At 74.0% G+C, this 15493-nt stretch carries 14 protein-coding genes; 9 read left to right on the top strand and 5 right to left on the bottom strand.

Annotated features, from left to right (window positions below):
- The first annotated feature begins 1 nt into the window (after position 1).
- From L7N97_RS01255 to L7N97_RS01220, 8 genes are all read left to right on the top strand, one after another.
- Positions 2-754, top strand: coding sequence for a hypothetical protein (locus tag L7N97_RS01255; RefSeq protein WP_237476574.1), 753 nt, complete (start codon positions 2-4; stop codon positions 752-754).
- Positions 751-1359, top strand: coding sequence for a methyltransferase domain-containing protein (locus L7N97_RS01250; protein WP_237476573.1), 609 nt, complete (start codon positions 751-753; stop codon positions 1357-1359). Before L7N97_RS01255 ends, L7N97_RS01250 begins: the two co-directional genes overlap by 4 nt.
- A complete protein-coding gene (locus L7N97_RS01245; protein ID WP_237476572.1) occupies positions 1356-2249 on the top strand; it encodes an alpha/beta hydrolase in 894 nt (297 codons plus the stop codon). The genes L7N97_RS01250 and L7N97_RS01245 overlap by 4 nt, the downstream gene beginning before the upstream one ends.
- A gap of 185 nt (positions 2250-2434) precedes the next feature.
- Entirely contained in the window at positions 2435-3976 is a 1542-nt protein-coding gene (locus L7N97_RS01240) for an ABC transporter permease (protein ID WP_237476571.1), read from the top strand.
- Entirely contained in the window at positions 3958-4623 is a 666-nt protein-coding gene (locus tag L7N97_RS01235) for a P-loop NTPase family protein (RefSeq protein WP_237476570.1), read from the top strand. Before L7N97_RS01240 ends, L7N97_RS01235 begins: the two co-directional genes overlap by 19 nt.
- Positions 4620-5954 (top strand): KpsE/RkpR family capsule polysaccharide export protein, encoded by a 1335-nt coding sequence (locus L7N97_RS01230; protein ID WP_237476569.1) that lies wholly within the window; start codon positions 4620-4622, stop codon positions 5952-5954. The genes L7N97_RS01235 and L7N97_RS01230 overlap by 4 nt, the downstream gene beginning before the upstream one ends.
- A 162-nt stretch (positions 5955-6116) precedes the next feature.
- Positions 6117-7376, top strand: coding sequence for a polysaccharide biosynthesis/export family protein (locus L7N97_RS01225; RefSeq protein ID WP_237476568.1), 1260 nt, complete (start codon positions 6117-6119; stop codon positions 7374-7376).
- Between the two features lie 22 nt (positions 7377-7398).
- A complete protein-coding gene (locus tag L7N97_RS01220; protein WP_237476567.1) occupies positions 7399-8499 on the top strand; it encodes a glycosyltransferase family 2 protein in 1101 nt (366 codons plus the stop codon).
- 30 nt (positions 8500-8529) lie between these two features.
- Here the strand turns inward: L7N97_RS01220 and L7N97_RS01215 are convergent, their stop codons facing one another.
- Together L7N97_RS01215 and L7N97_RS30105 are read right to left on the bottom strand one after the other, a co-directional pair.
- Positions 8530-9444, bottom strand: coding sequence for a glycoside hydrolase family 30 protein (locus L7N97_RS01215; protein ID WP_237476566.1), 915 nt, complete (start codon positions 9442-9444; stop codon positions 8530-8532).
- Positions 9445-9473: 29 nt separating this feature from the next.
- The gene (locus L7N97_RS30105; RefSeq protein WP_237476565.1) at positions 9474-11267 is read right to left on the bottom strand and encodes a beta-1,6-N-acetylglucosaminyltransferase; all 1794 of its coding nucleotides are present in this window, start codon (positions 11265-11267) and stop codon (positions 9474-9476) included.
- Positions 11268-11414: 147 nt separating this feature from the next.
- Between L7N97_RS30105 and L7N97_RS01205 the strand changes: the two genes are divergently transcribed.
- Positions 11415-11780, top strand: a complete 366-nt coding sequence (locus L7N97_RS01205) for a response regulator (RefSeq protein WP_237476564.1) — start codon at positions 11415-11417, stop codon at positions 11778-11780.
- 10 nt (positions 11781-11790) lie between these two features.
- Here L7N97_RS01205 and L7N97_RS01200 read toward each other — a convergent pair whose 3' ends face one another.
- Genes L7N97_RS01200 through L7N97_RS01190 form a run of 3 tightly spaced genes read right to left on the bottom strand, consistent with a single transcriptional unit; the run spans position 11791 to position 15429 of the window.
- Positions 11791-12930, bottom strand: coding sequence for a glycosyltransferase family protein (locus L7N97_RS01200; protein WP_237476563.1), 1140 nt, complete (start codon positions 12928-12930; stop codon positions 11791-11793).
- A gap of 4 nt (positions 12931-12934) precedes the next feature.
- Positions 12935-14203 carry a glycosyltransferase family 4 protein gene (locus tag L7N97_RS01195; RefSeq protein WP_428980942.1) on the bottom strand — a complete coding sequence of 423 codons (1269 nt, stop codon included), beginning with the start codon at positions 14201-14203 and terminating at the stop codon, positions 12935-12937.
- On the bottom strand, positions 14194-15429 hold the full coding sequence (locus L7N97_RS01190; RefSeq protein WP_237476561.1) for a glycosyltransferase family protein: 1236 nt from the start codon (positions 15427-15429) through the stop codon (positions 14194-14196). The genes L7N97_RS01195 and L7N97_RS01190 overlap by 10 nt, the downstream gene beginning before the upstream one ends.
- Positions 15430-15493: the final 64 nt, after the last annotated feature.

Raw genomic sequence — 15493 nt, 5'->3', positions numbered from 1 at the left:
CGTGGACGTCCTGATCTTCGGCGACAGCCACACCGCCGCCCTGCACCGCGGACAGCAGACCATCGCGGCGGACGGCCGGTGGCCGGACGAGGTCCGCCTCACGGTGCGCCCGCTCGGCGGCGGCCACCTCGCCACGGAGCCCTTCTTCGCCGACCGCGGCGACCACGCCGAGGTGACGCTGCCGGAGTATCGCCGGCAGTTCGACCGGCTGCCCCGCGCGGAGGACCCGCCCGGCACTGTCTACGGGGTGTCGGCGCTGCTGCACCCCGTCCGGCTGTGGCGCGGCGCGGCCTGGCAGGACCACGCCCCGGCCGACATGGCACTGGCGGGCGCGGTCCCCGTGTCGAGCGGCACCGTCCGCCGCCTCGCCCTCGACGACCAGCGCCCGATGCTGGACCTCGTGGCACTGCTGCGGCGGCTCGGCCGGCGCGTCTTCGCCGTCGAGGCGCCGCGCCCGTTCCGCCACCATCCCGCGCTGAAGAAGACGCCGGCCGCGGTGGTGATGCGCGTCGACGCGCTCTACCGCGCCACGATCCGCGCCGAGCTCGACCGGATGGGCGTGCAGGTCGTGGACGTGCCGGAGCGCTGCCGCGACCCGGAAGGCTTCACCCGGCCCGAGTTCGGCCAGGCCGGCGACCCGCATCACGGCAACGCCGACTACGGGACGATCATGATGGGCGAGGTGCTGTCGCACCTCCGCCCCGGCGCGCCGAGCCCGGCGGTCGCCGCTCAGGGAGGACACACGGAACCATGAGCCTGGTCGAGACCGATCCCGCGCCCAAGCCCGGCATGCGCGCCAAGGTGATCGAGGAATATGCCACGCTGTTCCGCACCCACGGCCTCGCCGGCCCGGTGCTGGAGATCGCCGGAGGCTCGCGCGACGGCGCGGTGGCCAACGCGCCCTTCCTGCAGGGGCTCGAGCGCCACGTCGTGCTGGCCGGCGACGGCGGCGAGGCGAACGGCGTCCACTTCCACAAGGGCGACCCCAACGACCTCGCGCCGCTGTTCGACGACGGCTGCTTCTCGGCCGTGATCTGGGACCGGGCGCTGGAGCGCGACCCCCGCTTCTGGCTCACCGCGGCCGAGATCCGCCGCGTGCTGGCGCCGGGCGGCTCGCTCGTGGTCTGCACCCGCGGCTTCGGCCGGAGCAACAAGTTCGGCGTCAAGGTCGTGGGCGCCAGCGGCAACCCCATCACCTTCATGACCGCCACGGCCGCCGTGGCGGCCGCGGGCGGCGACCACATGCGCCTGAGCCCGCAGGGCCTGCGCCGCCTCGTGCTCGACGGGTTCGACGTGAAGGAGCTGCGCTCGTCCTTCATGACGCCGCACCTCTTCGCCGTGGCGCAGAAGCCGCGGTGACGCGGCTCCGGATCGTCGCGGCCGCCCTGGCCTGCGCGGCGGCGGTCCTGCCGGCGCGGTCCGCGACCTATCCGGACCTGCGCTACGGCCCGGACGGGCTGCAGAGCCTCGACCTTCACGTGCCGGACGGCGGCGGGCCGGCGCCGGTCGTCGTGTATTTCCACGGCGGCGCCTTCGTGGGCGGCGACAAGCACCCCTGCGCTCCGCAGCTCACGGCCCTGCTCGGGCAGCGCGGCATCGCCTTCGCCTGCGCGGATTACCGGCTCGCGCCGGCGGTGCACTTTCCGACGCCCATGCGGGACGGCGCGCGCGCGGTGCAATGGCTGCGCGCCCACGCGGCCGACTACGGCCTCGACCCCTCGCGCGTCGCTCTGATGGGCCTGTCGGCCGGCGCTGGCGTGGCCCTCTGGGTGGCGTTCCACCCCGACGCGGCCGACCCCGCCTCGCCCGACCCCGTCCTGCGCCAGTCGACCGCCGTCGCCGCGGTCGTGACTGGCAACGCGCAGGCGACCTACGACCCAGCCGACATCGCGGCCCGCCTCCACACCGACCGGCTGCCGCGGTGGCTGGCGCAGTTCTACGGTGCCGCCTCGACGGCCGATCTCGCCGACGCCCGCTTCCGCGACGCCGAGGCCGACGCGTCCCCGATCCACACCCTCCACGCCGGCGGCCCGCCGGTGCTGGCCTGGTACGGCAAGGCCGCCGAGCCCCTGCCGCCCGACAGCGCGCCCGCCGACTACGTCCACAGCCCGGCCCAGGGCGAGATCCTGGCCGAGACGGCGCGCGAGCGCGGCGCGCCGCTGACGCTCCGCACCGCCGCCGACACGGGCGGCTGGCGCGGCTTCCTGGGCGAGGCGGTGGATTTCCTGGCGAACCGCCTCGGGCGGTGACGCCGGCCGTCGGATCGCTCCGCCGAAAGGTGAATGCTCGGAGGCGAAAATACGACTCCGACGGCAGCGGCTGCAGCGTCCTGCACTGTCCCGCGCATCGACGCTGGGCATGGGTTGTGCTAGCGGTCGACCATGCGTGCGGCCGGGGGCGGAGGCAGGGTGCGCGGTCCTCGACACGGCACGGCATGACGGTTTCGGAACTCCCCGCTCCGGTTGACGCGCGCGACGCGGTCGCGGCCTTCCGGCGCCGCGACTTCGCCGCCGCGGCCGCGCGCTTCGAGGCCGCGGCCGCGCTCGCGCCCGGCGACGCCGCACCGCGGCTCTGCCTCGCCCGCGCGCTCGCCGCCGCGGGCCGCCTCGTCGAGGCCCGCCGCGCCTGCGAGGATGCGGCGCGCCTCGACCCCGCCGACCTCCGCGCCGCGCTGTTCGGCGCCCGCCTCGCCGCGCGGGCCGACGACGGCCGGGGCCGCATCGCCCATCTCAAGGCCGCGGCGGCGCTCCGGCCCGCCGCTGTGGCGCTGCGGCTCCAGCTCGCCGCGGCGCTCGGCCGCCGCCTCCAGCACCGGCCCGCCCTGGCGGCCGTCGAGGAGGCCCTGGCGCTCCGGCCGGACGACCCCGCGGTGTGCCTCGCCGCGGCGCGCTGCCATCTCGCCCTCGGCGGCCTCGGCGCGGCCGAAGCGCAGATCGCGCGCTCCGGCGCGGGCGGGCCGCTCGAACCCGAGCGCGAGCGGCTGCGCGCCGACCTCGCCCTGCGGCGGGCGCGCGAGGGCGAGCCGACCGCGGCCGGCGCGGGCGCGCCGCTTCCCGCCGGGGTGCCGTCGCCGCCGGTCAGGCCCCGGCCGGCGGCGGTCGGCGCCGTCGCGCAGCCCGCGGCCCCCGCCCCCGTGCCGCCGCGTCCGGCCGACGTGGAAGCCATCGTCACGGCCGCGACGCTCAGGGCCATCGCGCGAGCGCGCCGCCGGCCGCGGCTCACCGACCACCTGATGGTGCTGCGCGCGCTGGTGCTGCGCGACCTCCGCGCCCACCACCGCAGCAGCGCGCTCGGCGTCCTGGTCGAACTCGTCCGGCCGGCCGTGGTGGTGTTCGTCCACTACTGGATGTTCTACCTCCTCAGGAAGCCCATGCCGGGCCAGATCCCGATCGAGGCCTACGTGCTGGCCGGCTTCTCGGTCTGGTTCGCCTTTCAGTCGACCTGGTCGGGCGCTTCGGTCGGCGGCAAGTGGCCTGGCGGCGCCACGGCCTGGCCCGGCGTCACCGACATGCACCTGCGCCTCGCCAAGGCGGGCTGGGGCCTGCTCCTGAACCTCGCCTTCTGCATGCTGGCGCTGCTGCCGCTGAAGGTCCTCGGCGCCGACGACGTCGTGCCGAACGTGAGGCAGACCTTCGTCGTCTTCGCCATGGCGGGCGGCTCGGGCTTCGGGCTCGGCCTCGTGCTGGAGGGGCTCGGCCGGCGGCTGGCCTTCGTGAAGACGGTGGAGAAGCTCCTCACCTGGGGGCTATTCATCACCTCGGGCCTGTACTTCTCCATCGCCACGACGCCGCCGCTGGTGGCCCGCTACTACTGGTACAACCCTCTGCTCCACCTCCTCGAGCACGAGCGCCACGCCTTCGACGCCGGCTACCCGGTGGGGCTGGTCGACCTGCGCTACCCCGCGATGTTCACGGTGGGGCTGCTGGTCACGGGCCTCCTCGTCTACCGGAGCGCACCTTGCCCGGATCACGACTGATCCACCTGATCGACGCGGCGAAGAGCTTTCCGCGCGTCGGCGCATCGCCGCACGTCGTCCTGCTGCCGGGCACGATCAGCCTGCCCACCGACGCGCGGCTCGGCGTGCTGGCGCCCCGCAAGGCCGGCAAGACCACGCTGCTGCAGCTCCTCGCCGGCGCCCTCCGGCCCGACCGCGGGGCGGTGACCGGCGAGGACACCCTGTCCCCCGCCGTCAACGCGGCGCCCCTGATGCATCCCGGCCTCAGCGCGGTGGAGAACCTGCGCTTCCTCGCCCGCGCCTACGGGTTCCACGCCGACGGCCTCCTGACGGCGGCCGTGTCGTTGGCCGGGGCCGACATGCTGCTCGACCGTCCCTTGAAGGGGCAGGACGGCGGCACGCGGCGCAATTTCGAGGCCGCCACCACATTTGTGATCCCATTCGGCTGCTATCTCGTCGATGAGGTGAGCCAGATCGACCCGGAGGTGATGGCGCGCTGCTTCGCGCTGGCGGCCCACCGCGGCGCCGGGGTGATCTTCTCGACATCGCAGCCGCGTTTCGTGATGCAGCACGCCGAGGTGGCCGTCACGCTGCGCGACGGGGTGCTGCGATCCTTCGCCGATCCGCGCGAAGCGGTGGACGAACACGAGGCTGGCAAGCAGGGATGACCGACGTGGAGGAAGGCGGGACCGCGTTGGTCAAATCGGGCCCGGACGGGAAAGCCGTGGCGCCGAACCGCACCGGCCGCGTGATCGGGATGCGCCGCGGCCCGGCGCCGCCCCCTGCGGAAGCGCGCGAGCCCGGCGGAGCGGTCGGCTGGCCCGCCACCGCGCAATATGCCGTGGCCCTGGTGGAGCGCCGCCGCGCGCGCTCGCGCCGTCTGGTCGCCTGGTTCGCCGTCGTGGTGCTGCTGCCGACGCTGCTGACCGCGCTCTACACGCTGTTCGTGGCGACGCCCCGCTACACCTCCGACTTCGAGCTGACCTACCAGACCTACCGCGGCCCTTCGAGCCTCGCCTCCGGCCTCGTGCAGAGCGTCACCGGCACGGCGCAGAACAACACGGTCGACCTCGGCACCATCGTCTACGAGTACCTCCGCTCCTCCACCCTGGCCGACAAGCTCGACCGCGAGCTCGACCTGCGCAAGCAGTTCAGCGCGCCCTCGATGGATTGGCTGTCGCGGCTCGATCCCGATGCGTCGCGCGAAACCTTCCTCGACTATTTCCGCTCCCGCGTGCAGGTGAGCCAGGGCCTCGGCGGCTACATCAAGGTGGAGGTCGACGCCTTCGACCCCGCCTTCGCCCAGGCCCTCGCCAAAGCCATCGTGAAGGCGGCCGACGACATGGTCGACGAGCTGACGTCCCGCGCCCGCGCCGACGAGGTCAAGTTCGCGGAAGCCGAGCTCGGCCGCGAGGAGGACCGCGTGCGCAAGGCCCGCACCGCCCTGACGGAGTTCCAGAACCGGCAGGGCGACCAGGACCCCACCCGCGCCGCGAGCCAGCTCGGCACCATCGTCGGAACGATCGAGGCCCAGCTCGCCGACGCGCGCGCCCAGCTCACCACGACCTCGGGCCAGCTCGCGCCGAACTCGCCCATCGTGACGCAGCTCAAGGCCAAGGTGTCCGCGCTCGAAGGCCAGCTCAAGGCCGAGCAGGGGCGCCTCGCCTCCGACAAGCCGGCCGGCGCCGCCGCTGCGCCCGGCGGCGCGCCGGGGGCGGAGCCCTATTCCAAGGTGCTCAACGACTATCAGGCGCTCCAGCTGGAGCAGGAGTTCGCCAGGAACGCCTATATGGCGGCCCAGCAGGGGCTCGTCGTGGCGCGGGCCGACGCCGCCACCAAGCAGAACTACCTCGTCGACTTCATCCCGCCCGACCTGCCCCAGCACGAGAGCTACACCTATCCGGTCGAGGCCACCCTGACGGTGCTCCTGTCGGCGCTGCTCCTGTTCGCCTTCGGCAGCCTGGTGCTCGGCGCCGCGCGCGACCAGATCGCGGGCTGACGGGCGTGTCCTTTCGGCCGCTCCCGCCGCCTTTGCGCGCCCGTGGCGGTGGATGGCCGGCCCGCGCGTCTGTTCAACCGTCGTCCCGACCCTTAACAATCATCTAAGGGTCGCGGACGTCTGCCGCGCGGGGGCGCCGGCGTCATCGGAGTGTTCGTGTCCATGGGTGTCAGGTCGGCAGCGGCGTTCGGCTGCGCCTTGTCGCTGCTCGCGGGCGCCCTCGGGGGCTGCGCCGTCCTGCCGAGCGGAGCCCCCACCGCGGTCGAGTTCATGGCGCAGGGCGCCGCCTCGAGCCTGCCGGGCTACGTCCTCCTCGACCTCGATCCGGCCATCGCCAGGGCCGTGTCGGCCTACCGCCGCCCGGGGCTTTCGTCGCTCGGGGCGGACGTCTACCGGCCGGCCCTGGTCCTGAAGCCCGGCGACGTCATCACGACGTCGGTGTTCGAGGTGGCGCCGATCCCGCTGTTCGGCTCGGCGCCGGCGCTGAGCGGCGCGGGCGGCGACAAGCCGCCGACGGCGAGCGGCCACACCGCGACCCTGCCGTCCCAGGTCGTGGAGCTCGACGGCACGGTGCCGGTGCCCTTCGGCGGCACGGTCCACGTCGCGGGCCTCACGCCGGGGCAGGCGGGCCGCGCCATCGCCAAGTCGCTGGCCGGCAAGGCCACCGACCCGCAGGTGGTCGTGAGCCTCGTCAGCTCCACGGTGAACACCGCCTCGGTCAACGGCGACGTCGGCAAGCCCGGCCTCGTGCCCATCACGGTGCGGGGCGAGCGCGTGCTCGACGTGATCGCCGAGGCCGGCGGCCCCAAGGACCCGCCCTACGACGTCGACGTCCAGCTCGTGCGCCGGGGCCGCGTGGCGCGGGCCAGGATGCAGCGGCTGATCGACGACCCGCGCGACAACATCCGCGTCGAGCCCGGCGACAACGTCGTGCTGATCCGCAACCCGCGCTCCTTCTCCGTACTGGGCGCGGCGCTCCGGGTGTCGCAGTACGACTTCAACGTCGAGCGCGTGACGCTGGCCGAGGCCGTCGCCCGCGCTGGGGGCGGCAACGACGCCGTCGCCAACGTGGGGCAGATCTTCCTGATGCGCTACGAGTCCAAGGCGCTGCTGCGCAGGCTGCTGCCCGCCGACGACGCGCGCCTGAAGGCCCTCGACGGCGCGCCCGATCCGATGCCCGTGATCTACCACTTGGATCTGCGCGTGGCCGCGGGCTACTTCCTCGCCCAGACGGTGCAGATGCGGGACAAGGACACGGTGCTGATCACCAACGCGGACGCGGTCGAGCTCAGCAAGGCGGTGCAGATCATGCGCGGCATCGCCGGCATCTACTACGACTTCCGCGGACCCGTGACGACCACCACCGCGACGCGCCGCGGCGTGGTCACGACCACCACCACGGACGGCGGGGGCGGGGATTGAGCGCGATCGTCGAGGTGACGCCGTGATCCCGCCCCGGCGCGTCAACACCAACCGCGGCCCCATGGCGGGCCAGCGGCGCCGCGTGCGCGTGTTCCAGTCTCTGCGGCTCGGCGGCTTCTGGTCCAAGCTGCAGGCGCCGCTGCGCGTGGCCTCCGTGCTGTTGTGGCCCTGGCTGAAGGCGCGGCTGAGCCTGCGGGCGCTGGAACTCCAGGCCGGGCCGGCCGCCGCGCCGCCGGGCCGCGGCTGCGTGGTGGTGGCGTCCCACCACGGCGACCACGCCTTCGCGGACGCCTTCCTGGCCCATCACCGCGCGCTCGGCGCCAAGCACTTCGTGTTCCTGGACCTGTCGCGCGACGGCGGGCTCGCGGCGCATCTCGGCCCTCAGCCCGGCTGCGCCGTTTGGCGCCCGCGCCCCGGCGCGGAGGGCGGCCCCTCGCTCACCTGGCTCAACGGGCTGCGCGGCCGCTACGCGACCGGGCGCTGGTGCCTGTCCATGGCGACCACCGACCTCTTCGTCTTCTACCGCTGCGAGAGCCGCACCCTCGCGGACTTCACCGAGTTCCTCGATTCCGAGAGCCGCGACCACGTCTACGCCCTGGTGGTGGAGATGTACGGCGAGCGCCCTGCCGCCGACCTCGCGGCCGAGGGCGCGCCGCCGTCCGCGCTCGACCGCTTCGACGCCTTCGGCTTCGTGACGCTGGATCCGGGGCGGTTCCGCAACGTCATCGTGCGGGGCGGCCTGCAGCGCCGCACGCTGCACCGCGCGAAGCCGCGCCAGAGCCCGGCGCTGAACCGCGTGCCCCTGGTGAAGTGGCAGTGGTTCTACGGCTACGCGGCGGGCACGCGCCTCGTCGTGCCGGCCTACCTCAACATCCCGCACACGCCCTGGCATTCGAGCCCCACGGGCTGCGTGCTGCGCTACGCGCTGCTGGCCGGCCCGGAGACCCTGAAGGTCGCGGCGCGCCACGAGGCGGCGGTGGCCGTGAAGGACGGCGGTCTGGCGTCCTATCCGGGGCTCCTCAAGCTGCGCGACGCCGCCCCGCTGCAGGACGCGAGCCGCCGCTACCGCACCACGCGCGACCTCGTCGACGCCGGGCTGCTGAACCCGGGCCAGTGGTTCTGAGGCCGGTCCGGTTTCCGAGAACCCCGCGACCTACCTGAGCAGCCCCGCCGCGATCTCGCAGGCCTTCGCGGTGGGGCGCCCGGTGCCGTCGACGAGGCCGGGCTTGGCCATCCAGGCCACGACGCCCTCGACGCCGCCCTCGACCGCCTGGTCCATGCCCGGCAGCCCGTCGACCTGCCCGCGGCTCCACAGCGCGGGGTTCTCGCTCGACCACACGGGCCGCCCGTTCGCGGCCGCGACCAGCGCTTCCCAGGCCGGGGCGGTGGCGCTCTCGTCGCGGTCGGCGTTGTGGGAGCCCACGATGTCGAACAGCGCCGCCACCGCGGGGTCGCGCGCGAGGCTCTCCGCCGAGCGGGCGACGTGCTGCCGGTCCGGCCCCATCAGCAGAACCGGCACCGTGAGCTTGGCGCGCACGAGGCCGGTGATCCGCGCGATGCGCCGGTTGTCGAGCCCCGCCTCGTTGAAGGGCGACAGCACGTCCGGCCGGAACGCCGCCGCGTAGCCCGCGATCCAGGACGCGTAGCGATCGTCCGACCAGCCGACGAAAGGCTTCATGCCGACCGACATCGGACTCGCGTAGATCGTGAGGCCGAGCCCGCGCGCGTAGGCGTAGGTGTCGCGGTAGAGCGGAGGATAGTCGGCCTCCGCCCCGTAGGCCGGCACGATCGGCAGCCGCACGCCGTTGACGCCGGCCCCGTTCAGGAGCCCGTCCAGCACGGCGCGGTAGTTGGCGCGGGTGATCGCGGTCGCGGGCGAATACAGCTCGTGCTCGGCGAACGAGGTCTTGAGGTCGGCGATGTAGTGGCCGACGCGGCCCGCGTAGCGCCGGACCGTCAGGGCCGGCACGGCGGGGCAGGGCGCCTCCGCGCGCGCCGCCTCGGACGACAGCAGGCCGACACCCAGCGCCAGCGACGCCAGCGCCCGGCGGATGGACCCGTCCAACATGGCGTCTCCCTCCTCGATCGGGCTGCCCCTCACAGGAGCGCCAGGGCGTTGGCCACTTCGGACCCGCTCTGGCCCCCGTGCCCCAGCACGTCGAACACCACGGGGTCGATGCCGCCGCGCACGAGCAGGTCGACCACGCGGCGGCGGCGCGCGCGATAGTCCTCCACCGCGGCGACGCGCTCCGCATCCAACGCTTCGGACGTGATGTCGATGCGGAGCCCGAGGCAGTTCTCCAGCCGGTTCAGCCAGTCGGGGCCGATGCGGCGCGGGTCGAAGCGCTGCGCCCAGCCCTTCGGCCGCGCCTCAACGGCGGCCTTGAAGCGCCGCTCGGACGCGCCGTTCTGGCCGTGGAAGGCCTTGAGGAAGACGCGGAAGCGGTTGGCCGCCGCCTCGGGCGGAACGTCGTCGAGCGCGGCCGGGTCGAAGGGGGCGCCCAGCGCCGGATGCGGCCCGCCCAGCACCTCGGAGAAGGCCACGAGCGGGTCGCCGCCGATCAGCGCGATCCGCACGTCGGGCCGCCCCGCCAGGTCCTCGACGACGGGGCCGCCCTGCTCGGCCCGCAGGAGGAAGCCCGTCCAGCGGTCGGGTTCGGCCCGCACAACGTCTGTGAGGAAGTCGACGCCCGACATGTTGCGCATCTCGACGTCGGCCTCCCCGTAGGACGCGAAGGCGGCCGCCCGATCCGCGAACTCGATCGCGCTCGGGTGGAACAGCTGTCCGTGCAGCCGGACGTTCGCGGCGCGGGACAGGACCCGGTGGGCGAAGCCGAGCTCGGCCGTGCTGGTGCCCAGCACCGCGAAGCAGGGCTTGGCGACGCGGCGGTTCGCCGCCCAGCCGCGCTCGCCCCCGCCCGCGAGCGGCCGGTTCGGCGGGCCCTCGCGGTGCGCGAGGCGCCAGTCGTCGTATTCGGTGGAGCGCAGGCCCACGTCCTCGTCGACGAAGGGCCTCGCCGCCGTCTCGCCGCGCCAGTAGGGGTCGAGCAGGTCGCGCAGGCCCATGTCGTGCGACGACAGCTTGCGGGCCATGAAGAACCGCTGCCGCGTCAGGTAGTCGAGGTGGTCGGCGTGGTAGACCACCGGGTAGCCGTAGTCCGTGAACTGGTAGAGCGTCAGCGGGCAGTTGATGATGCGGTGGTCCGGCACGACGCGGCGCACCAGCGTCTGGAAGAACAGCTCGTCGGGCACGAGCGTCGTGCGGAAGAAGCGGAGCACCTCGGGTCGGCGCGCGATCTCCATCACGGCCTGCAGCGTCGGCCAGGTGAGCACCCACCACTGCGAGCCGAGGTGGGGCACCATGTCGTTCACGAAGCGCCGCCGCATCCCGAGCCGCTTCTGGAGCTTCAGCGCCCGGTCGGTGAGCCGGGGGTGCTCGCGCCAGTTGAAATACCAGCGATACTGGTAGCGCTCGCGCTGGGGGCCGCTCTTCACCCACCGCACGGTGTCGGAGGGCACGCTCTCGATGAACTCGTCGCCGCGGTTGCGCTCCAGGAAGCCGTCGAGCTCCGCCGCCGAGCGCGTCGGGTAGTCCATGGCGCTCATCAGATACACGTAGTCGGGCGACCAGCCCGCCTCCGCGATGGCCTCGACGGCGTTGAGGGTCGCCTGCACGACCGACCACTCGCCCCAGCCCACCCGCACCCTCGCCGCGAAGCGCACGCGGTCGCCGAGGCCGGACAGCGAGGACCGGAGCGCCGTGAACTCGGCCTCCGGCACCTTGGCGTCGTAGTGGATCACCATGCGGTGGCCGGTGGCCGTCATGGTCCGGGCCACGCGGGCGACGAGCGGCGCCGCGTTGTGGGCCAGGAGCACGAATACGATCTTCACCCGCCGGTCCCCACGCCGCCTCGCCGCGGAGCGGGTTACCACGCTTCGCGCGCGGCATTCCACAGCTGGAACGAAGCTTTAAGAATTTGCGCGTTTTGCGGGAACGTCGGGCGCGTCCGGAGGTTGTCCCGCCGGGCGGAGGTCGCGGTGAAAGATTCTTGTGTGGTGGTGGTCGAGGATGACCCGCTCCAACGGAGCGACGCCGTCGCCATGCTCGACGCGGCCGGTCTCGCCGTGGCGGATTTCGAGACGGCCGACGAGGCGTTGGCCTTCATCGAGAGCCGGAGCGGCGGCGTGTCGGCCGTGCTCACGGACGTGCAGGTGCCCGGCCAGCTCGACGGCTTCGACCTCGCGGTGCGGATCTCGATCTCCTGGCCGAAGACGCTGGTCCTCGTCACCTCGGGGCTCGACCGGCCGGACAGCCTGCTGATCCCCTCCGTGGCCTTCCTGCCGAAGCCCTGGCTGGCCCTCGACGTCCTGACGGCCCTGCAGAACGCCGCCGACGCGCGTTGACGCGTCCTGCTCACGCCCCGCCGAGGTGGCGCTCTATGAGGATGCGCGACAGGTCGGCGCCGTCGAGCGACAGCTCGACCTCGGGCGGCGGCAGGTCCAGCGCGGCATCGACCGCGGCGGCGAGCGTCGCGGCGTCGAGCGCCTTTTCCTCCACCACCACGGCGAGGCCGCGCTCGGCCAGGAGCGCCGCGCGGCGCGCCTGCTCGGTCTCGCCCCCGGCCGCGTAGGGCACCAGCACGGCCCGGCAGCGCGCCGCGACGAGGTCGGCCACGGTGTTGTAGCCGGCCTGGGACACCGACACCCGCGCCCGCGCGAGCCGCGCCGCGAGGTCGGGCACGAAGTACCGCACCGACACGCCGTGGGCCGCCGGGGCTTCCGGCACGGCGTCGGCGTTTGGTCCGGTGAGCACGAGCCAGCGGGCGTCGGCGAGCTGGCTGAGGGGGCGGGCCGCCAGCGCGGCCGCGACGAGCCGAGCCCCGACGGCGCCTCCGCCGACCGACACCACGACGTCGAAACGCTCGTCCTCCGCGTGGTCGACGCCGTGCAGCAGGCCGTCGTGGCGCGGCCCCACCATGCCGGTGTAGCCGATCAGATCGGCGAACTGCTGCGCTTCGGGGAACGAGTCCGACAGGTGCACGAGGCGCGGGTCGCCGTGGACCAGCACGAGGTCGAAATGGCGGCGGATCAGCGCCACGGTCTCGGCCCGGCGCTCCGGCCGCGCGTCCTGCAGGATGTCGCGCACCGAGCAGGCGACGAGCGGGCGCTGCGCCGCCGCGGCGGCGCGCTCCAGCAGCGGCAGCAGCTCGAAGCGCATGGCGCGCCGGCCGAACGGGAAGGCCTCGATCAGCACGACCTCGGGGAAGAACTCGTCGAAGCAGCCGAGCAGCAGGTCGCGCCGATCCGCCTTGTCCTCCGCCGTGAAGGGGCGCCCGTCGGGGTGGACCAGCGCCGAGAAGCCGCTCGGGCCGGCCTTGACCGGCGGCAGGGCGAACAGGCTGACGTTGTCGGGCAGCAGGCCGGCCGGCAGCTCGCCGCCGACCACCAGCAGAACCTCGAAGGCCTCGGACAGCGCCGCCGCGACCCGGCCGGCGCGCACGAGGTGGCCGATGCCGAGCAGGTGCTGGACGTAGAACAGGACCCGGGTCTGCATGTCGCTATTCGGCCGCCGCGTCGGCCGTCGCCCGGCCTGTCCCAACATCATGGAAGAGAAGCGCGAGGGCGTCGAGGCTCGCCGCGGAGTCGAAGTGCCTCGCCACCCGGGCCTGCCCGGCCCGGCCGAGGGCCCGGCGGCGGTCGGGGTCCGTGACGAGGGCGTCGAGCGCCGCCGCCAGCGCGGGAGCGTCATCCGGCGGCACGAGGAGGCCGTTGATCCCGTCCTCGACCAGCTCCGGCACGCCGCCGACCGCCGTCGAGGCGACGGCGAGGCCCTGGCTCTGCGCCTCGACCACCACGTTGGGCAGGCCGTCGCGGTCGCCGTCACCCGCCACGCGGCAGGGCAGGGCGAAGAGGTCGGCCGCGCGGTACTGGTCCAGCACGGCCGCCTGATCGAGCGGCCCGAGCCAGTCGACGCGGGCCGCGAGGCCGGCCGCTGCGGCGCGCAGCTTCAGCGCCTTCAGCTCGGGGCCGCCGCCGACGTGGACGAGGCGCCAGTGGCGACCCTGCGGCAGCAGCGCCAGGGCGTCGAGCAGGGTGTCGAGCCCCTTCTTCGGCACGGCGCGGCCGACGCACAGGATCCGCACTGGGTCGGCCGGGTCGGCGCCGTCGCGGCGCGGGCGCAGGGCGGGCAGCGGCCGGAAGCGGTCGAGCGCGAGGCCGTGATAGTTGAGGCGCACCGGGCTTTCGAGGGGCGCCAACGCGTCGAGGCGGTCGCGGCCGGCGCGGGTGCAGGTCACGGTCCAGCGCGCGGCGGCGAGCTTGTCGCGCAGCTCCCAATCCGGGCTCGTCCAGATGTCCTTCGCGTGGGCCGAGCAGGTCCAGGGCAGGCCGGCGATCAGGCTCGCGTAGCGGACCACGCTCGCCGGCGTGTGGATGAAATGGGCGTGGAGGTGCCGGACGTCCTCCGGCAGCTCGCCGGCCAGCACCAGGGCCTGGCCGAAGCGGCGGAACCTGTTCCGCGTGAGGTCGCGCGGCAGGTCGCGGAGGAACTGCGCGCGGGCTGCGCGGTAGCCGGGGCGGCGGCGCGCCCGCCACCAGGCGGCCAGGACGCGCAAAGGGGCGTCGTGCAGGTACTCGGGCAGGTAGGAGACGGGCGCCCACACCTCGGCGTGCACCGGATGCGTGCGGTCGTCGGTCGGGCGCCGCAGCGCCACGATGCGGATGTCGAAGCCGCGGCGCTCGAGGCCCAGGATCTCCTCGGCGATGAAGGTTTCGGACAGGCGCGGGTAGCCCTTCAGCACGAAGACGAGGGGACTGGTCACGCCCACTCCGCTCGTCCGGCCGTCCCCGCCGCGCGTCCGCGCGTCCGCCTCGCCATGATGCCGCCGACGAGGTCCGCGACGCGGTCGAGCCCGCCGAGGTCGAGGCGGTAGGGCGCGCGGGACGGCACGGCCCGGCGCGGCAGGCCGCGCAGGGCCGCGGCGAGCCGGGCCGGATCGGCCGCCTCCTCGGGCCGGATGCAGTCGACGAGGCCGAGCGACGCGGCGCGCAGGGCACGGATGAGCTGTTCCTCGCGGGGTCGGACGCGCGGCACGATCAGCGCGCGCTTGTCGAGCGACAGGATTTCGCAGAACGTGTTGTAGCCGCCCATGGCCACGACGCCGGCGGCGCTCTCCATCAGGATCTCGGGGCGGTTGTCGAAGTCGACGAGGTGGATCGCCCGGTGCGACGCCGCGCGGCGGCGGATGTCGTCCCGCTCCTCCGCCCGCATGAAGGGGCCGAGCACCAGCACGATCGGCCAGTCGAGCGTGGGATCGTGGTCGTGGGCCGCGATGACCTGGTGCATCAGTTCGGCGCCGTCGCCGCCCCCGCCCACCGTCACCAGCAGCGCGTCGGCCGGCAGGGCGGCCAGGGTCGGCGCCGGGCCGGACGGCACTTCGCGGCGCAGGAACCCGGTCCACTCGACACGCCCGCGCAGGGACGCCGAAGCGTCGAGGCCGTCGAGCGGGTCGTGGAAGTCGCGCGGCCCGTAGACCCACACGGCGTCGTACAGCTCCTCCATCTTGCCGAGCACGTCCGCGCGCGCCCATTCGGCCGACAGCAGCGCGGGCGAGTCCATGACGTCGCGCAGGCCCAGCACCAGCGTGGTGCCGCGCGCCTTCAGCCAGCGCAGCGTCGGCTCCATCTCGCCCCGCAGCCCGAGCGGTTCCTTGTCGACGATCAAGATGTCGGGCTCGAAGGATTCCGCGGTGGACTGGATCACTTGGCGGCGCAGCGCCAGCGTGCCGTCGAGCGCCGTGTGCTCCGCCAGGGGCGTGTATTCGCCGTTGTAGAGCTTGATGACGCTGGGGATCTTGAGGAAGTCGACGCGGGTGCGGAACTCGAAGGCACCAGCGATGGACGAGCCCGACACGATCAGGACCTGAAGGCCCTTGAAGCGCTCGACCAACGCATGCGCGATGGCGCGGCACCGCCTGAGGTGGCCGAGGCCGAAGGTGTCGTGGCTGTACATGAGGATGCGGGCGTGCCGGAGTCGGTCCACAGCGTGCAGCATCCGCGAGTCCGTCCACCCTCGGCCGTCGCACCCCCGTGCCGCGCCGGCGCACCGGGCCGCCGCA

The sequence above is a fragment of the Lichenibacterium dinghuense genome (assembly GCF_021730615.1).
GTDB lineage: Bacteria > Pseudomonadota > Alphaproteobacteria > Rhizobiales > Beijerinckiaceae > Lichenihabitans > Lichenihabitans dinghuensis.
The sequence above is the reverse complement of the archived record's forward strand: the minus strand, read 5'-3'. Positions and strand labels throughout refer to the sequence as shown.